Source organism: Actinomadura miaoliensis (assembly GCF_039536785.1).
GTDB lineage: Bacteria > Actinomycetota > Actinomycetes > Streptosporangiales > Streptosporangiaceae > Spirillospora > Spirillospora miaoliensis.
The window spans coordinates 29,886-47,288 of record NZ_BAAAZG010000056.1 but is presented as its reverse complement, the minus strand read 5'-3'; the positions used below and the strand labels follow the sequence as shown (position 1 = coordinate 47,288).

Below are 17,403 nucleotides of genomic sequence, written 5' to 3'. Positions count from 1 at the left end.
ATGTGACACATTCGCGGCGTTTTTCTTCGAGGACGGCTGCCTGGACCGGGTGGCCGACCTGGCACGGCGGACCCACCGGGACCACATCTCCTGTTGGCGGCAGGAGCCCGGCGGGTCCGCCGATCTCGGCCCGGCCGGGCGGGGGCGTCGGCTCTTTCCCCTTCGTGTCGCCACTGGTGAACGGCGACGAACGGCACCGAACGTTCGCGACCGGCCCTTCGTCCGGCCTCCACCGCGGCGCCGCACCGACGCCCCGGTGCCCTCCGCACGGACGACAACGATCAACGGCGTCGCCGGGCGTTCGGTGACGTTGCCGACGCACACGTGTTTGATCGGACTCCCGCCGGGCGGCGGAGGGCCGCGCGAGCATTCCGGGCATGAACCACCGATTCGTTCCCGCCGCCGCGGAGTGAGGCGCGACCCGCACCCCCGTGGCACCGCATCCCCGGCCGGCGACCCGCCGGTTCACGGCATATCGGACGGCGAAATCACCGTCGGCCCACAGAACCCCGACGAAATGATCATTGCCACCGCGTTGACCGTCCGGTGGATGCTCGTCACCGGCCGCCGCCTGAACGGCCCCGGCCCGCTCGCGCACGGATTGACCGCGACCCAGCTCATCGACTTCTGGGCCGATGACCACCTCACCGACAAGCCCCGTGAAAGGCGCTCACCATGTCCTTCGACATCCCGGCCTCCCACTGCCGCCCCCCGGCGGCGCAACTGCCCGGCGTGCGGCCGCCCGTGGTGCCCGGCATGCTGCACCGGGCCGTCGTCGCCGTCGACGTCGTCGGGTTCGGCCGCCGCGTCCCGGCCCTGCACCCGCACCTGCGCGCCGCGCTGTACCACGTCACCGAAACAGCCTTTGCCGCCGTCGGGCTGCCCCTGCACCTGTGCGACCACGAGGACCGCGGCGACGGCATCCTGGTGATCGCCCCGCCGGACGCGGGCATCGAGGCCCTGCTGTGCCACCTGCCCGCCCACCTGCACGCCGCGCTGCGCCACCACAACCAGATGTCGGCCCGGGCGGCCCGGTTGCGGCTGCGGCTGGCGGTCAACGCCGGTTACGTCCACCTCGACCGGCACGGCGCCGGCGGCCGCGCGCTGATCCACCTGCACCGGCTGCTGGACGCCCCCGCGTTCAAGACCATCCTGGACGACCACCACGCGGACCTGGGACTGATCACCAGCGACGACCTCTACCAGGAGATCGTCTGCGGCGGCCCCGGCCTGATCGACCCGGCCGCGTTCCTGCAGATCGACGTGGCGGTCAAGGAGACCCGTGCCCGCGCCTGGATGTGGATGCCCGACCTCGCCCCCGCCTGGCCGCGCCTCACCTGGTCACCCGACAGCACTCCCCTTCCGCACCACGGCGAGCCCCCGGGCCACCCCCGTGCACACGGCCGCGACCGGCTCAACTGACCGCCCCGCACCCCCGCACGGGATCGACGGACGCGAGCCCGTGCCGGTACCGGGCCACCGGCGAGCACCCCTGCCGCTCCCCACCGCCCTCATGCGTCCGGCCCCGGCTTGGTCCCCCGGCGGGCGTGCGGTGGGGAGCTGCTCGGTGACATCAGGACCGTCGTCGGCCGGCACCGCGTTCGAACGTCAGGTGATCGTGTTCGCGGGCGAGTCCAGCCAGACGCGCTGCCCCTCGGGGGTCACGGTGAGGCCGTACCGGTTCGGCTCCGGCCTACCGGCGGCCTCCCACCGCTCCTCGGCCTCCTGGACGCTCCGGACGCTCACCTGCTGGGCACGCAACGGCATGAAAGGGGACGGCCCGACACAACGCCCCCGCGCCGTCCCATCACCGCGAACCCGAAGCACCGCAAGAGGCCAGTCGGGATGAACCACCGGCGCCAGAGGCACGACGATCAACCCGCCCAGCCGAGTCTGCCGAACCCACGCATAGGGCACCGTGTGAACGGACGCCGTGGCGACGATCCGGTCATACGGCGCCCCCGGCGGAAACCCCTCCTCCCCGTCCCCGACGACCACCCTCACCGGCGACCCGACAGTCCTCAGAGCCTCCCGGGCCTGAGACGCCACCGCCGGGTCTATCTCCACACTGACGACGTTCCCGCCCCCCACGAGCCGGGCCAGAACGGCGGCGTTGTAGCCGGTGCCGGTACCGATCTCCAAGACCCGCATACCGGGCTCCACCTCCATGGCCTCGATTACGCGGGCCATGGCGAAGGGAGCACTGCTGGAACTGGTGGACGTCATCCCCTTGCCCGTCGCCGGATCGCATACCTCGGCAGGCAGCGCAGGATCAGGCCCCACCCGGGTCACGACCGGAGCGTCCGCCGTCACCAGCTCCCGCCACCGCTCCGGATCATCACACCGGTGCACCGGCACAAGCCAACCCGCCTCATCACGCACGAAGACCCGATCAGGAATGAACGGCTCCCTGGGGACGGCCGCGACGGCATCGCGGGCGTTCACCGCTTCCCCGTCCCATCGCACAAAACACACGGCAGGTCCAGCAGTTCATCCATGGTCGGGTGCGGACCAGCTCTCTCCGTCCGGTGACTGGAACCAGAGTCGTTGCTCGCCGGGGCCGATGGTCAGCCCGAAGGCCGCCACGTCAGGACTGCCGTGGCCGATCCACCACGCGTGGGCCCCCTCAACCCGGTCCCAGATGTCGGCCGGACCGCCGTACTCGACCTTGGCGGGGGTGGCCTTGGTGACCTTGGCCCATGACCCGTCCGGCGTGACAATCTCGGTTCCGTCGCGGCCCGGGAACGCGGTGACGCCGGGAAGACGCTGCCAGACCAGCAGCGACAGGCCCGGGGTGTGCAGTGCTCCGCTGCCGATCTCACTCGTCCGGGTGTGCACGGTGGTCGCGTCGATGGGGACGACTTCGGGGATGCCCGGCCGTTCGACGTCGCGGCGGGTCGACATGAACCCCCAGGTGGTCGATATCAGGGGGCCGCCTGCGGTGCCGTCGTCGGCCACGGTGAGCCGCGCGAGCGCCCCGGCCCAGGTCATGCCACGCGGCCGGACGTCGGCCAGGATGATCCCGCCGGGCCGGGTCTGCTCCACCCACGCGTACGGCACGCGTTCGGTCGCCACGGTCGCGAGAACGCGGTCATACGGGGCACCGGCGGGGTGCCCCAAGAGCCCGTCGTTCGCGGCGACGCTGGGACGGTACCCGGCGTCGGCCAGCCGGAGCCGCGCGGCGTCGGTCAGCTCGGGGTCGATGTCCACCGTGCTGACGCGCCGCGCGCCGAGCCGTTCGGACAGCAACGCGGCGGTGTACCCGGTGCCGGTCCCGATCTCCAGGACGTTCATTCCCTCCCGGACGTCGAGGAGGTGCAGCAGCCGGAGCATGAAACTCGGGCGGGTGCTGGAGCTGGTGGACCACGCGAAGCCGGGTTGGTCGGGGTGTTCCCGGCGTTGCGTCACAAGGGTGTCGTCGGAGTACGCCAGGCCCAGCCACCGGGGGTCGCGGGCGGTGATGAGCTCGGGCGGGTCGTCGTCGCTGTAGAACTCGGGCACAAAGACGTGCCGGGGGACGGCCGCGACCACCCGCCGCCATGCCGGATCGGTGATGACTCCCTGCTCGGCCAGCCGATCGGCCAGTGCCGCCGCGTGAGTTCTCCAGTCGTCGGAGAAGCCGGTCATGCGGAAACTCCCGTCAGGGTGTCGGCTATGGCGTCGGCGATGGGCGCCCCTGTCTCCTCCTGTAACCAGGCCCACTGCGAGCCGGGACCGCATTCGAGGAACCACCACGTCCCGTCATCGGTCACCGCGAAGTCGAACACGCCCAACTGCAGGCCGAGCGCTTTCAGGTAGGCATGGCAGGAACGCGCCACACCGCCGGGAACACCGGTGATGTGGTACGTCAAGGTGCCGTACCCGGTTCGGAAGTCCTGCCGGGCGGCCGGGTCGTCGGACCGTATCGCGATGGCCTGGACGTGACCGGCTCCGGTCGCCACCACGCGGACATCATGGCTCTTGGGCACGTTGGCCTGGAACAGATGCAACGTCGTGGCCACCCGGTCGTCGATCGCGGCGACGTCCACCGGCGTCGTGTAGATCAGCTTCACCTGACCGGCTTCGCTGATCAGCTTGTGCATGGTCGCCTTGTATACGGCCCCGTGACGGGAGCCCACGAATTCGCGGGCATCTCCGGGACGGTTCGTCAGGACGCTCGCGGGGACGGCGAATCCGCACCGTGCGGCGGTTGCCATTTGCAGCGGCCGGTACTCGGCGTCGGCCAGCCGCCCCGGGTGCGAAACCCAGCGAACCGGCAGCGACATGAACAACCCGCCGAAGCCGAAGCGGGCCTCGACGGTCGCGAAGCGGCGCTCCGGCTCGCTCAGACCGACGGGGAAGCAGAACGGCCGAGGCTGCCGGTAGTACACCGCCATGACCTCGTCCAGCCGGACGGCCCCCTCCGGAGTGGTGATCTCCGCGTGCCAGCCGTCGCGTCCCAGCCGGGCGCTGACGTCGGCCCGCGCCGGAAACCACCCCGTGTCGAACCACACGACCCGTACACCGCGCCTCGCGAGGGCGTCCGAGACATAGAGCGCCTCACCGTCGTCCCGCTCAACGGTCAGCAGTACGGTGTCGGCGACCATCAGTCGGTCACCCTCTGCGTGTAGTCGTCCTTCTTGGTCTTGCTGTCGTCCGTGTACTCGGTGGGCACCTTCTCCTTGCGGGTGCTCGTGGGCTTCTCATGCTTGCCCGCACCCCGGACCGGGGCGGGACGTACCGCCCGATCCATTCCCCACGGACGCCCCGGCCCCGAAGGCGGCTCGGAACTGACGGGTACGACATGCCCGGGAACCCCGAGCGGAAAGCGGTCGCGCGGGTTGACCAAGGGGGCATCGTTCATCGTGAGCGGATCCTCCGTTTCTCCGGGTGCGGGCCTTGAAGCGCCTCCATCCGGCCATCAGGCGTGGGACGCCAGTGGCTTGGGTGGGGCGGTCTTGACCAGGACGTCGCGGAACTCCCGGACGGCGGGACGCTCCAGCTTGTCGAATGGAACGGCGCGCAGCACCACGTGACCGGTCTCGGTGAGGATGTTGTTCCGGGAGGCCACGGGAACGGCGTCGAGCACCGCTGCGGCCTTCTTCGCCCCCGCGTCGATCCCGCCGTTCACGACGGCGCACAGCGCCATGTGGAGCTGGGCTTGAGCCACATAGTGGTGATCCAGCGTGCGGCTGAGATAGACCGTCGCGTACTGATCGATGGCCGTCCCGAGCTGTGCCTCGTTTCCCGCGCCCGCATGGACCACGAGCTCGGCGAACTCAAGGTACGCAGACGTCCAGTAAGTCGGCATGACGTCGGGCGGCCTTCCCGCGGACGCGAAGAGATCTTCACAGGTCCGCAGCGATCGCTGGGCTTCCGCGTGTCGTCCGACCGCGCCGAGGGCCTTCGCCTCCGAGCACGCCACCAGCGCCCTGCCGAAGGACGGGTGCTCGCCTGCGAGCCGCATGGCGTCTTGCGACAGCCGCAGCACGGCTTGGGGAGAGCGCTGGCCATGCCGGGCGTGACCTGCTTCGGTGGCGCGTACGGCGAGTCTCAGTTCCAGATCACCCGTGACGTCGGCGGCCCGTTTGGCGGTGCGCCACCAGCGGATGGCGGTCCCGTGATCGCCGAGGCGGGTCAGCACGTTGGCGTGCAGCGTCGCGAGCGCGGCCTCGACTCGTTTCAGTTCGGTGAGAGAGCCGGTGTCGGCCTCTTCGAGTTGGCGTTTGAGCATCACCAGATCGATCAGCACGTCTTCCCGCACTTGCGCAGGGGGCCGGGTGCGCAGCGCGTGATAGTGATCGTCACAGGCGAGATGCCAGTCGTTGAGGTCGCGGGGTTCGGCCGTGAGGAACAGATCCAGCAGATGACGGAATGACTCGGTGCCGAGCGTTCCCGCGCCTATGCCGAGGTAGGCGAGCAGTTGGAGTGCGACGCGCCGTTTCACATCGTTCTCCCCGAAGTCGGGAGTGGAATCGAGATCCACGGTACCCACGACGCCCGGCTCTCGGGGAGGGCGCCCTTTTTCGACCGCCGTCCGCCCACGGTTTTCGGGCAGCTTGAACCACAGCAGGTCGGGCGGAATTCGAAGGGCGCGAGCCCACGGGACGAGCCGATCAAGATCGGTGATGGGCGGGCCGCTTTCGACACGGCTGAGCTGCGCCTGGGTCATTCCCAGCCAGTGCCCGACGAGTTCCTGTGACAGCGGCTTGTGTCCGTGGAAGGAGTGGTGCCGGTAGGCGCGGATGGCCCGGCCGATGTGCCACTCGTCCAGCGCCGACCGGAGCGGTTCGGCCTGCCAGAAGTCCGGAGGAACGCTCGGCGGGGCCAGGAATCGATCACGGTTTCTGGCCTGGCAGGGCGCGCACTCCTCATTGGAGTTGTCCCGGGCCAGGCGGCCGCCGCAAAGGCGGCAAAAGCGGACGGCTGCTCGTCTGTCCATGCGCATCGATCACCCTCCCGACTCGATCGCTCACGCACAGTTTAGGCACCAGGTCAGCGCCTGTCCGCGCGGTTATGCATGGAACGCATGGTGATCAACGCGAGGGCGGATCAGTGAACTTTTTTCACCCCCTGGCGGATGCCGTCTGATCACAGCACGAGCGCGGGTTGCCCGCTCGGCTCGTGATGCAGCGAAGCTCCTGGTAGGCGGGTTGATCACCACGCGCTCGACCAGAGCCATGCCCTCGCGGATGCGCAGGCGCCTCAGGTCGGCCTCCAACACAGCAACCATGGCCAGGATCTGAAGGAACAGGCGGCCCACGGCCCGTCGACTCATTCGGGGACTCCAACGGCAACGGTTCTGTGACCGGCTCCGCCATCCGCTTGGGCAGACCTGTCTGCACCTTCCGCTGGATGCGCGTTTCGCCGCCGCGGATCCCAAGCGTTGACGGTCCAGGCGGATGGGCGGGCGTGGCGGCGAACTGCTACCGGATGCGCGGCGGTGCGATGTTCACCGGCGAGCCGTCCAGCCCCTGCGGTTGCCGGGCTGTCGCGATCAGCGGCGGCGGGACCATCGCACTGCCGGCGTGCGCCAGTTCCTTGATGGGATCGGGTGTATCGCGGGCGTATCGAAAAACGCATACGCCGCCGCAACGATCTTTTGTCTTCAGTGAGGCATGGACCAGAGCGGTCCGGGCCGAGGGCATGGTGCCCCGGCTTCGGAAGGTGATCACGCAAAGGAGAAGGCCGTGGCTCATGACGGAGAATGGGACCGGCGTTCACTGCTCCGGGGCGCCGCCGTGGTGGCCGGTGCCGCCGCGACCGCGCCGCTGCTGGGCAGGGCGGCCACGGCGCACGCCGGCGTCGGTGACGCGGACGCACTGTTCAAGGCCGGCGAGTTCGAACAGGCCGGCCGCGCGTATGAGGAGATCCTCAAAAAGGACCCCACGAACCTGCACGCGGCCCGCCGGCGCGGCTATGTCGGGCTACTGGCCAACAAGTTCCCCGAAGCCGAGAAGTACCTCACGATGGCCCGCCGGCTGGCGCCCGACGACAAGGAAACCAACAAGCTCCTGGGCGACTGCTACACGCGGCAGGACAAACTCTCCCTCTCCATACCATGCTGGCAAGCGGCCGGCAACGAAACCCGCGCCAAATGGTTCTCGGCGGTCCGCGGCGAGCCGTACCAGATCCACGGCGACATCGCGGAACTGCCATGGAAGCAGATGGATCCGTGGCCGCTGGTGGAGGCCTCGGTCAACGGCGGGCCGCCGAAGCTCTTCTCGTTCTACACCGGCGCCCCGTGGCTGAACATGACCGCACAGGTGGCCAAGGAAGCCGGGCTGAGCCCCGTCGCCAGCCAGAAGATCGATTACCTGAACGGCACCGCATGGATGTACTTCGGGGTACTGGACTCCTTCAAGCTGGGCGGCATCGAACTGCGCAACATCCCCGTGGAGTGGAGGGAGACGGACCAGGAAATGCAAGGCGACGGCCTCATCGGCGGATGGGTCTTCCAGCACTTGCTGACCACCTTCGACTACGCGGGCAAATCGCTGATCCTGCGCCGCCGGACCCCCGAAACGGCCAGGAAGGCACGCGCCGACGCCATACGGGCGGGCGCGCAACCCCTGCCGCTGTGGCTGGCCCGCGAGCAGTATCTGCACAGCAGGGGCGGCATCGCCGGCTCCGGCACACGGGTGGTGGGCGTGAACTTCGGCGGGACCAGCGAGTGCGCCGCGGGCATACCCGAGGAATGGGCCAGGCAGTTCGGGGTCCGCACCGACTACGACCGCCCGCTCGAGACCGCTGCCCACAGCCACCCGACCGTCGTCTACCCCTGCTACCCGGAGGAGATCCGCGTCGGCGACGCCGCCGCCAAGGGGATCTACTGCGTCGCGAACCCGAACACGCCGGTCGCCGAGTACGGGTTCGACGTGGTGGCCAGCTTCTTCCACAGCTTTTTCAAGCCCTACAACATCACTGTCGACTTCACCGACATGAAGCTCTACATCGCCCGCGGCAAGGCCACCTGATCGCCGTCAGGGCAGGGGCGTCATAGGAGCTCCCCGGAGCAGCCGTATTCGAAGGGCAGGACGCTGAAACCGCACCTCACCGAGGCCTTCCACCTCGCCCGCACCCTCCTGTCCTGCTAGCCCCCCGCCCGCGGGCAGGCCGAGATCGTCCTCGGGGGTGTGTGATCTGACGCCTGATTCTCTTCTTCGCGTGCACTGATCCGCGTTCCCCGGCGCGCGCACCTTCGCGTGCCGGCTCGTACGGTCGCGGGGGTAAGGGTGAACCGGACGCCCTTACCCCCGGTCGCCCGGCGCAGCGCAAGGCAGTGTCCCGGACACCGCAGCAGCCATGCGCGGCCGGAGCCCGGCGAGGTGCTGATCGAGCAGGGCGGCGAGCCCGCCACGGCCGCACTCAGTAGCATCCGTTCGTGATCACTGAACTTGTCGACCGGATCCTGACCGGCGACGACGATGCGGCCTTCGAGCTGGAGGAGCAGGTCGACGACGATCCGGTCCTGCTGCGGCGGCTGCGCCCGCACCTCCTGCGCCTGATCGATGCGGAGGTGTACATCCCCGTGAAGCTGTTCGGCGAAGCGGACGAAACCTTCCAGCGCGAAGCCGTGCGGCGGGTCGAGTCGGGCGAAGACTCCGAGCAGGACCTCGTGGCGATCCTCACGGCGACCCGCGGTCCGGTCGTGGAGGCCGCATTCCGCGGCTGGCTGGAACGACCGCCGTCCGGCATGGACGCGAACGCCCTGACTCGATTCCTGCGCCGGTACGGCTGGGACTTCGATGATCGCGGACGTCGGCGGGAGATCTGCGGAAACGTCGCGTACCGCCTGGTGCCCGAGGTGCCCGCCCCGTCGCCTGCCGGCACCGCACCCGCCGAGGAGAGGTGCCCGTGGTGCACCGCCGCGCTGTGGACCGCGCTCGACGGCGACACCGCCGACCCGCGATTCGCCGCCGCCCTGGCCCACACCGGCTGGCGGGGACGGCTGCGGATTCTCACCTGCTTCGTGTGCTCCACCTACGCCACCGTCTACACGCAGGTGAGCCCGGACGGCGGCGCGACCTGGTCCGCGTACACCACCCAGCCCACTTACCTGAAAGAACGGAAGCCGGCACCCGAAGAACCGCCCGCCGTACGTCTCGTGCCGGGAGAGGAACGGCCCGGCGGATACGAGGGACACGACTGCGAAGGCGGGTCCACGCTCGGCGGACGTCCTGGCTGGATCCAAGACCCCGACTTTCCGGACTGTCCCGCGTGCGGAAGGCTCATGAACTACGTCGGCGCCGTGGCCGGCGGTGACACCATCGGGCAGGACCATGGCGTCCTGTTCCTCTTCCTGCACGAGCCGTGCGGGCTCGCCGCCGTGGTCAGCCAGTTCGACTGACCTCCCGGACGACCTCGGCCGCAACCTGGGCGAACACCCCGGCCGACGACCGGTTGTGCCGAACGCCCTCTGTCAGCAACGACCCGTCGCCACGACCGCCTGGACGCGCACTCGCCCACACGGGGCGGTAGGCGGCGGCTCGAACGAGCCTGTGCAGTTCATCGGATCTGCCACAGCCCCTCGTCCACGCGAACCTGAGGGAGGCCGGGGACCGGTGCCGTGGCCGCATACAGCACACAGCGGACGTCGTCCTCCTCCAGCGCGGCTCGAAGACGGCTGCCGTCCGGCAGGATGACCGTCCACAGTCCCGGTGGTTCGGTGTCGCCGTACAACACGTAGGCGTCGAAGCGCGCAGCGAACCGTTCGGCGAACTCCCGGCGGCCGACCTGATCGGCCAGGCGGCCCTCGATGCCGACGCTGAGGCTCATCGCGAAGTGGCCGGACACCTGGTGGTCGTAGGTGCAGAACGCGGCGAACGCCGCATCCGGCGGGTAGGCCCGCAGTTCGTCGTCCGTGCGGTCGGCATGGCCGACGAACAGCTCATCCTCGGCGATCGCGAAGCACTCCAGCAGGAACGTCCGCAGCTCGGTCTGCGGAACCGGGCGGGACGACAGCCAGTCATAGCCCGTGGCCTGCGACTCCGTCACGGACACCAGCGTATGTCGGCGCATCCCCGCCCGCCGCCAGGGCGTGTCGCCGCTCGGCCGCCAGCCGTCCTGGTGGTCGTGTGAAGCGGACGGACGACCCGGTTCGGCGGTGGTTTCCGTCGGGGTCGGCGAGGACGACGAAATCGGCGTTGTCCGGATCTGCGAGTCACCCAGGACGACGATCCGCCGGAACTCGCTCTCGGCCCGGGTTTGACTGCGGCCCTCATGCCGCGTCACCGGAACGACGACGATGATGGCGAAGCCCGACGGGCATGTTCATGGGCTTGGCGGTGCCCGGTGGTGCCCTCGCGTCCCCGCTCAGCGGGTGACGACGAGCTTGCCGATCATCCGGCCGGACTCGACCAGCCGGTGCGCCTCGCGGATGCCCGCCGCGGAGAAGTCGTCGATGGTGGTGGTGAGCGTGGTCCGGATCCGCGCGTCGTCGACCAGCGCCGCGGCCCGTTCCAGCAGGCGCTTCTGCTCGATCATGTCGGGGGTCTGATGGAGCGGGCGGGTGAACATGAACTCCCAGTGCCAGGTGACGCTCTTGGACTTCAACGGCAGCAGCTCCAGCCCTTCCGGCTCGTCGATGGCGGTGATGTGGCCGAACGGACGCATGATCTCGGCGTAGACCTCGATGTTGCCGCGCGTGTGCGGGCTCAGCAGGAAGTCGATGCCCCCGGGCGCCGAGGCCCTCGTCCCGGCGGCCAGTTCGCGATGGTCGACGACGTGGTCGGCGCCGAGCGTGCGCACCCACGCGGTGGACTCCGGCCTGCTCGCCGAGGCCAGCACCGTGACGCCGGTCAGCCGCTTGGCGAGCTGGATCGTCATCGACCCCACGCCGCCGGCGCCGCCGAGGACGAGCAGGGCCCCGGTGGACTCGGTGGTGAGACGGAAATGGTCGAAGAGGGTCTCCCAGGCCGTGATCGTGGTCAGCGGCATGGCCGCCGCCTCGGCGAAGGTGAGACTTCGCGGCTTGCGCGCGACGATCCGCTCGTCGACCGCGTGCATCTCGGCGTTGGCTCCGGGACGTGTGATGTCACCGGCGTACCAGACCTCGTCCCCCACGGCCAGCGTGCCGACCTCGGGACCGACGGCCTCCACCACACCGGCCGCGTCGAACCCGAGGACGCGCGGCTCTGGGGAGCGCGTCAGCCCGGCGCGCACCTTCACGTCGACCGGATTGACCGACACCGCCTGAACGCGCACCAGCACGTCGCGCGGACGCAGTCCGGGGATGGGAATCTCCTCGTCGCGCAGGCTGTCCCGGTCATCGATGGGCCGTCCTTCGTACGAGACGACGGCGCGCATGGTGCCGGCCATGGCGATCTCCTTGAGCGTCCGCTGTGACCGTCCGTTCCTTCCCCATCGACCCGCCACCATCCCAGCCCACACCCGAGCAGCCCACACGCCAGGCCGGGGCAGTCCACCGAGCGGCGCCTTGGCGTTCGGAGAGCGTCCGGCGCCCGCAGAGCTTGTCAGGGCTACCCTGACAAGATTAGGTTTGTCAGGGCAACCCTGACAACGGAAGGTGGTGCGGGCACGGTGAACGCGGCAGGCGAGGACCCCCGATGCTCGTTCTGCGGCAAGTCGAGTGCCGAGGTGGCCAGGTTGGTCGCCGGGCCCGGCGTGCACATCTGCAACGAGTGCGTGGAACTGTCCGAGGCCATCATCGAGGAGTACCGCGACAAGCCGGTCGAGGTCCGTCTGCCGATGTGGGGCTCGTTGACCGATGAGCAGATGCTCGACCACATCCCCCGCGTGGCGGCGGTGGCCGACCAGGTCGAGGCCAACCTGCGTTCCTGGGTCCAGGAGTTGCGGCGGCGCGGGGTGACGTGGACGAGGATCGGAGCGGCGTTGGGCGTCTCCCGCCAGTCGGCGTGGGAGCGGTTCTCCGGCGAGGAGTGAGCCCTCGCTCGCCGTCCTGGTCGCGGCAGGTGTTCCGGCGCGGACCGGGGCGACGGTGAGCTTCGCGGTGGGCGGTATCGTCCGTGGCGGGCAGCGGCCGCCCGGCCGGGTCTCGCACCAGGAGGGACGCGAACCAGCGTCCGGCCGCGTCCGGGACACGGCACGGTCGACGGCTCGGCGCCCCGGATGTCGCTCGTCCGAATCGTTGTCTCGTCCCACTCCCCCGGAGCTTTCGTTGACCGTCGCTCGTCTCGTCGCCACCGTCGCCGCACCGCTGGACCCGGCGTCCGCGGACGCGCCCCAGGTGCTCCACTGGCCCGGACGCAGGCTGCTCGTGCAGCGCGGCGACACCGAGCTGGTGGTCCTGGATTTGGACGGGGCCGAGGCGGGCGAGCCGCCGGCGGAGGCGCGCTTCCCGGCTCCCTGGCCGCGCCGCTTCGGGTCGGTGACGGTGTCGCCGGAGGGCGACGCGGCGGTGTTCGCAGGCGTGCACGCGGTGCGTGCCGTGGACGCGACCGGGGCGACGCGGTGGGAGGTGCGGCACGCCTGCTGGGAGGCCGGGTGCTCCCTGATGCACACGTCGTTCGCCGAACTCGCCGACGACGAGGACCACCAGTACGCCGACAGCGGATCGGCCGCCGTCTCCGCGGACGGCAAGCTGGTCTGGGCGCACGTCCGCGGCCCGCTGGGCGACGACGGGGAGCAGGGCGACGACCAGGAACTATGGCTCGTCCTGGACGCCGCCGACGGCACGGTCCTGGGACGCGCGGACACCATGACCGTGGCCTCCGGCTCCGAGCACGTCCCGCACCCCGACCCCGCGCAGATGGGACTGAGCGTCGGCGAGGGCGAGGAGGGCTCGCCCGTGCTGTGGGGACGCTGGGACGGGCGACGGCTGACCGCCGAGCAGGTCGACACCGAGCTGATCCTGCTGGCGGTGAGCCCGTCCGGCCGGGACCTGCTGACGGTTGACGTCGGGCAGTGGACCCTCTCGCTGCACCGGGTAAAGGACGGCTCCGTCCTGCGTGAACTGGACGCCGAGGGAACGGTGCCGCCGCACCCGGGCAACACCGGCGGCGACCGCGTGTACTGGGACTACGAGGCGGCCTTCGTGGACGAGGACGCCGTCGTCGCCGGAACCTCCGAGTGCGACGCCCCGTACGGCACGGCCCGCCACTGGCTCGTCGACGTGCGCGGGATGACGCTGCGCGGCGAGATCTCCTACCCCTTCCCCGTCTCCGGTCGTCCCCGCACGGCGGGCAACGGCACCTGGTACACCGTCTCGGCGGATCGGACCAGCCTGCATCTGTGGCGGCTCGCCGACGAGCGCTGACTCCGCACGGCGGCGGCCCGCGTCCCGGCCCCGGCCGGTGGGACTCATGGCGAGGGACCGCGGACGGCGGTGCACGTGTGATGCGTCCCGTTCACCGCCATCCCGGCGCCGCAGGTCGTCAGACGTTCGCCGAGACGGTCTGGCGGCTCTGGAGGTGGGCGACCTCCTGGTGGAGGTGCTCGGCCAGGAGGGACGCGATGTCCTGGCTGAAGCCGTTGCGGATGACCAGCCGCATCACCTCCACGTGCTCCAGGTCGGGCGGCAGCTGGTAGGTGGGGACCTGCCAGCCGTGCAGGCGGAGCCGTTCGGAGATGTCCCGCACCGTGAGCGGCTCGTGGCCCGGACGGACCCGGACCGTCAGCACCGGCAGGTGCGTCCCGTCGGAGACGACCTCCAGGCTGGGGATCTCCGCGATCCGTCCGGCCAGGTAGACGGCCACGTCCTGGCAGGTCTGCTGGACGGCGCGGTAGCCGTCGAACCCCAGGCGCAGGAAGTTGTAGTACTGCGCCACGACCGGCGCCCCGGACCGGGAGAAGTTCAGGGTGAAGGTGTCGATGTCGCCGCCCAGCAGGTCGCACTCCAGGACCATGTCCTGGGGCAGGGCCGCCCGCTCCTGCCAGATGATCCAGCCGACCCCGGGGAACACCAGCCCGAACTTGTGGCCCGAGGCGTTGATCGACTGGACCCTCCGCAGCCGGAAGTCCCAGACGCGGTCAGGCTCCAGGAAGGGCGTGATGAATCCGCCCACGGCCGCGTCCACGTGCAGGGGGACGTCGATGCCCCGTTCGGCGTGCAGGCGGTCCAGCTCGGCGGCCAGCTCGTCGATCGGGTCGTACCTGCCGACCTGGGTCGATCCGAGCACACCGACCACCCCGATGGTGTTCTCGTCGCAGTAGTCGGCCACGCGGGACGGGTCGAGGGTGAACGCCGGCTCCTGGATCGGCATGTAACGGGGCTCGACGTCCCAGTACTGGCAGAACTTGGGCCAGCAGGTGTGGACGGCGCTCCCCATCACCAGGTTGGGCCGCTCGGCGGGCCGGCCGGCGGCGCGCATCCGTTCCCGCCACCGGAACTTCATCGCCAGCCCGCCGAGCATCGCGGCCTCGCTGGACCCTGCGGTGGAACAGCCCACGCCCTGCCCGTCGGGGTCGTTCCAGAGATTGTCGAGCATGTTGACGCAGCGGCGCTCGAGCTCGGCCGTCCGCGGGTACTGGTCGTGGTCGATGAGGTTGCGGTCGAGCGTCTCGGCGATGAGGTCGCGCGCCTGCGGCTCCATCCAGGTCGTGCAGAACGTCGCCAGGTTGAGCCGGGCGTTGCCGTCCATGATGAGCTCGTCGCGGATGAGGGCGGCGGCCGCGTCGGCCGTCATCGGGCGGGCCGGCAGGTGCAGGCGGGGGACGCCGCCCTCGGGGACGATGTCGTGGTAGAGGGGGTTGACGTCCAGGGCCTCGTTCCAGCGGTCGGCGTCCACTTTACGCAGCACAGGCGTCTCCTTTGCGATGAGGGGCGGGGAAATCCTCTCTCCGGCGTCCGGTACGACGCCATGAACGCAACGGCAATACGTCCGCACCCGAACCTCAGTCACATATGGCGGAAGGGACACCCTGACCCAGGAAATTTCTTCTACCCGCCAATTCCTCGATATCCACGTACGCGCCTTAATGACCTTATATACCGGTATGGCGACGATGGCCCGTGTGGCCTGCCCAAACCGCGACGTCGCCGTTTCACCCGATGGACGCCTCGCCCGTCAAGGGAAAGGCGTCCGCCGGGGAAACTTGATCACGAGGTCGTCCAGCCGGGCCGGCCGGTCGTGCAGGGAGATGGTTGGTCGTTCGGGCCGGTTCCACCGAGCCGTGTGGATGGGCGCGGGGAACGACCGGGATGGAGAAGGGGGCGGCTCAGCCCGCGGCGGTGGCGCCGGTGTCGAAGTAGTGGCCCTGGCCGAGGTCGTCGACGAGACCGGGCTGGACAGGCGTCCAGCCCAGGAGGTCGCGGGTCAGCTTGCTTGAGGACGGGTTGTCGGCCTGGGCGTGGGCGCTCAGGAAGCCGAAGTGGGCCTCGGCCTCGGTCGGCGCGATGCTGACCACGGGCAGGTTCAGCCCGCGGCCGATGCCCTCGGCGATCTGGCGGAAGGTGATCCCTTCGTCGTCGACGGCGTGCAGCCGTGACCCGGCCGGGGCGGATTCCAGCGCCAGCCGGTACAGGCGTGCCGCGTCGAGCGTGTGCACGGCGGGCCAGCGGTTGGCCCCGTCGCCGACGTAAGCCGAGACGCCCTTGGAGCGGGCGATGGAGATGAAGGTCGGGATGAAGCCGTGGCGGTCGAGAGAGCTGTGCACGGTCGGAGGGAGCCGGACGACGGACGACCGGATGCCGCGCTCGGCAAGTGCGACCACCGCGTTCTCGGCCTCGATCCGCGGTCCTGCGTCGAGCACGTCGGCCTCGGTGAGCAAGCCCTGCAGTCCCGCGAAGGCGAACAGCGCGGTTCCCGACGTGGCCACCAAAGGCTTGCCGGTGCCGGCGAGCGCGTTCCCGAGCGTGTCGATGGCGCGCAGATCCGCTGCGACCGCGCCGTCGAAGTCGCCGGCGAACATGGCCTCGTGCTTGAAGGCCAGGTGGATGACCCCGTCAGCCGCAGCGGCGGCCGCGGCGAGGCCGTCGAGATCATCGAGGTCACCTCGGTGCACCTGGGCGCCGGCAGCCGTCAACGCGGCGGCGGACTTGTCCGAGCGTGCCAGCCCGACGACCTGGTGTCCCGCTTCGAGGAGCTCGGGGACGACGGCGGAGCCGAGATGTCCGGAGGCTCCGGTGACGAATACGCGCATGGTGTTGCCCTTTGCTGCGGGCTCCCCACCAGGGGCGAAGAGCCGTGATGTCAGTTCGTGACATCACTATAGCGCCCATGTCAGTCTCTGTCATCACTCTGATGTCAGAATCTGTCATCGCTGTGTAGGATCGGAGCATGGGCCGATGGAAACCCGACGCACGAGGCCGCCTGGAGAAGGCGGCGCTGGAGCTCTACAACGACAAGGGCTTCGACGCCACCACCGTGGCGGAGATCGCCGCCCGGGCCGGGGTCACCGAACGCACCTTCTACCGGCACTTCGTCGACAAACGGGAAGTCCTCTTCCAGACCAACGCCCTGGCCGACGTCCTCGCGCACGCCACGGCCACCGCCGCCGACCCTCTGGCGCCACTGGAGGTGATCACACACGCCCTCACCGAAGCCGCTCCCGTCTTCGAAGAACGCGCAGAACTGGTACGGCAGCGCCAAGCCGTCATCGCCGCCAATCCCGAACTGCAGGAACGCGAACTGGCCAAACAGGCCTCACTCGCCTCCACCCTGGCCCACGCGCTCCGGGAACGGGGTCTGGAGGCCACCACCGCGGCACTCGCGGCCGAAATCGGGATCGCCGCCTTCAAGGTCGCCTTCGAACGCTGGATCGACGACCCCGACCAGCACACCCTCGCCCAACACATTCGGGAAACCCTGGACGCCACCAGGCACCTCACCGCACCGGCCGAACACGCCGCCGCGACCGACGACGCGAGCTTCCAAGGCCAGGAGAACATGGCATGAATGCGGTGGGCACCCCGAGCAAGGGGCCCGCAGCCATCCGTCCTCGTCGTTGTCGGTCTCGTCGTCGCTGTACGGATCGCGTAGCTGCCGCAGGCCCGGCGCCGTC

At 69.9% G+C, this 17,403-nt stretch carries 16 protein-coding genes; 6 read left to right on the top strand and 10 right to left on the bottom strand.

What is annotated here, in order from left to right; all coding sequences use genetic code 11:
* Nucleotides 1–675 precede the first annotated feature (675 nt).
* Complete coding sequence (locus tag ABD811_RS35535; protein ID WP_344956538.1) at nt 676–1,422, top strand: hypothetical protein; 747 nt, start codon at nt 676–678, stop codon at nt 1,420–1,422.
* A gap of 186 nt (nt 1,423–1,608) precedes the next feature.
* Here the strand turns inward: ABD811_RS35535 and ABD811_RS35530 are convergent, their stop codons facing one another.
* From ABD811_RS35530 to ABD811_RS35505, 6 genes are all read right to left on the bottom strand, one after another.
* Nucleotides 1,609–2,445: a methyltransferase domain-containing protein gene (locus ABD811_RS35530; RefSeq protein WP_344956536.1), complete on the bottom strand. Its 837-nt coding sequence runs from the start codon at nt 2,443–2,445 to the stop codon at nt 1,609–1,611.
* A gap of 45 nt (nt 2,446–2,490) precedes the next feature.
* A complete protein-coding gene (locus ABD811_RS35525) occupies nt 2,491–3,627 on the bottom strand; it encodes a methyltransferase domain-containing protein (protein WP_344956534.1) in 1,137 nt (378 codons plus the stop codon).
* On the bottom strand, nt 3,624–4,586 hold the full coding sequence (locus tag ABD811_RS35520; RefSeq protein WP_344956532.1) for an MvdC/MvdD family ATP grasp protein: 963 nt from the start codon (nt 4,584–4,586) through the stop codon (nt 3,624–3,626). The genes ABD811_RS35525 and ABD811_RS35520 overlap by 4 nt, the downstream gene beginning before the upstream one ends.
* The gene (locus ABD811_RS35515; RefSeq protein WP_344956530.1) at nt 4,586–4,732 is read right to left on the bottom strand and encodes a hypothetical protein; all 147 of its coding nucleotides are present in this window, start codon (nt 4,730–4,732) and stop codon (nt 4,586–4,588) included. Before ABD811_RS35515 ends, ABD811_RS35520 begins: the two co-directional genes overlap by 1 nt.
* A 168-nt stretch (nt 4,733–4,900) precedes the next feature.
* Nucleotides 4,901–6,427 (bottom strand): helix-turn-helix domain-containing protein, encoded by a 1,527-nt coding sequence (locus ABD811_RS35510; protein ID WP_344956528.1) that lies wholly within the window; start codon nt 6,425–6,427, stop codon nt 4,901–4,903.
* 478 nt (nt 6,428–6,905) lie between these two features.
* Nucleotides 6,906–7,178: a hypothetical protein gene (locus ABD811_RS35505; protein ID WP_344956526.1), complete on the bottom strand. Its 273-nt coding sequence runs from the start codon at nt 7,176–7,178 to the stop codon at nt 6,906–6,908.
* On the opposite strand from ABD811_RS35505, the gene ABD811_RS35500 reads away from it, so the two are divergent.
* Both ABD811_RS35500 and ABD811_RS35495 read left to right on the top strand, forming a co-directional pair.
* Complete coding sequence (locus ABD811_RS35500) at nt 7,170–8,456, top strand: aspartyl protease family protein (RefSeq protein WP_344956525.1); 1,287 nt, start codon at nt 7,170–7,172, stop codon at nt 8,454–8,456. The genes ABD811_RS35505 and ABD811_RS35500 overlap by 9 nt on opposite strands.
* A gap of 407 nt (nt 8,457–8,863) precedes the next feature.
* Complete coding sequence (locus tag ABD811_RS35495; protein WP_344956523.1) at nt 8,864–9,829, top strand: hypothetical protein; 966 nt, start codon at nt 8,864–8,866, stop codon at nt 9,827–9,829.
* Nucleotides 9,830–9,987: 158 nt separating this feature from the next.
* Here ABD811_RS35495 and ABD811_RS35490 read toward each other — a convergent pair whose 3' ends face one another.
* Together ABD811_RS35490 and ABD811_RS35485 are read right to left on the bottom strand one after the other, a co-directional pair.
* Nucleotides 9,988–10,476: a hypothetical protein gene (locus tag ABD811_RS35490; RefSeq protein ID WP_344956521.1), complete on the bottom strand. Its 489-nt coding sequence runs from the start codon at nt 10,474–10,476 to the stop codon at nt 9,988–9,990.
* 318 nt (nt 10,477–10,794) lie between these two features.
* The gene (locus tag ABD811_RS35485; protein ID WP_344956519.1) at nt 10,795–11,799 is read right to left on the bottom strand and encodes a zinc-binding alcohol dehydrogenase family protein; all 1,005 of its coding nucleotides are present in this window, start codon (nt 11,797–11,799) and stop codon (nt 10,795–10,797) included.
* 222 nt (nt 11,800–12,021) lie between these two features.
* On the opposite strand from ABD811_RS35485, the gene ABD811_RS35480 reads away from it, so the two are divergent.
* Nucleotides 12,022–12,384, top strand: coding sequence for a ClpX C4-type zinc finger protein (locus ABD811_RS35480; RefSeq protein ID WP_344956517.1), 363 nt, complete (start codon nt 12,022–12,024; stop codon nt 12,382–12,384).
* 235 nt (nt 12,385–12,619) lie between these two features.
* A complete protein-coding gene (locus ABD811_RS35475) occupies nt 12,620–13,717 on the top strand; it encodes a hypothetical protein (RefSeq protein WP_344956515.1) in 1,098 nt (365 codons plus the stop codon).
* Nucleotides 13,718–13,835: 118 nt separating this feature from the next.
* On the opposite strand, the gene gad is transcribed toward ABD811_RS35475, so the two are convergent.
* Both gad and ABD811_RS35465 read right to left on the bottom strand, forming a co-directional pair.
* A complete protein-coding gene (gad, locus tag ABD811_RS35470) occupies nt 13,836–15,200 on the bottom strand; it encodes a glutamate decarboxylase (RefSeq protein ID WP_344956514.1) in 1,365 nt (454 codons plus the stop codon).
* Nucleotides 15,201–15,618: 418 nt separating this feature from the next.
* Nucleotides 15,619–16,542, bottom strand: coding sequence for an SDR family oxidoreductase (locus ABD811_RS35465; protein WP_344956512.1), 924 nt, complete (start codon nt 16,540–16,542; stop codon nt 15,619–15,621).
* A 137-nt stretch (nt 16,543–16,679) separates the two neighbouring features.
* Between ABD811_RS35465 and ABD811_RS35460 the strand changes: the two genes are divergently transcribed.
* Complete coding sequence (locus ABD811_RS35460) at nt 16,680–17,297, top strand: TetR family transcriptional regulator (RefSeq protein ID WP_344956510.1); 618 nt, start codon at nt 16,680–16,682, stop codon at nt 17,295–17,297.
* Nucleotides 17,298–17,403: the final 106 nt, after the last annotated feature.

What these genes read in the sequence shown, in the direction of transcription:
- ABD811_RS35535 (WP_344956538.1), top strand. Translation starts at nt 676, where the DNA reads ATGTCCTTCGACATCCCGGCCTCCCACTGCCGCCCCCCGGCGGCGCAA.
- ABD811_RS35525 (WP_344956534.1), bottom strand. Translation starts at nt 3,627, where the DNA reads ATGACCGGCTTCTCCGACGACTGGAGAACTCACGCGGCGGCACTGGCC.
- ABD811_RS35520 (WP_344956532.1), bottom strand. Translation starts at nt 4,586, where the DNA reads ATGGTCGCCGACACCGTACTGCTGACCGTTGAGCGGGACGACGGTGAG.
- ABD811_RS35515 (WP_344956530.1), bottom strand. Translation starts at nt 4,732, where the DNA reads ATGGATCGGGCGGTACGTCCCGCCCCGGTCCGGGGTGCGGGCAAGCAT.
- ABD811_RS35510 (WP_344956528.1), bottom strand. Translation starts at nt 6,427, where the DNA reads ATGCGCATGGACAGACGAGCAGCCGTCCGCTTTTGCCGCCTTTGCGGC.
- ABD811_RS35505 (WP_344956526.1), bottom strand. Translation starts at nt 7,178, where the DNA reads ATGAGCCACGGCCTTCTCCTTTGCGTGATCACCTTCCGAAGCCGGGGC.
- ABD811_RS35485 (WP_344956519.1), bottom strand. Translation starts at nt 11,799, where the DNA reads ATGGCCGGCACCATGCGCGCCGTCGTCTCGTACGAAGGACGGCCCATC.
- ABD811_RS35465 (WP_344956512.1), bottom strand. Translation starts at nt 16,542, where the DNA reads ATGCGCGTATTCGTCACCGGAGCCTCCGGACATCTCGGCTCCGCCGTC.
- ABD811_RS35460 (WP_344956510.1), top strand. Translation starts at nt 16,680, where the DNA reads ATGGGCCGATGGAAACCCGACGCACGAGGCCGCCTGGAGAAGGCGGCG.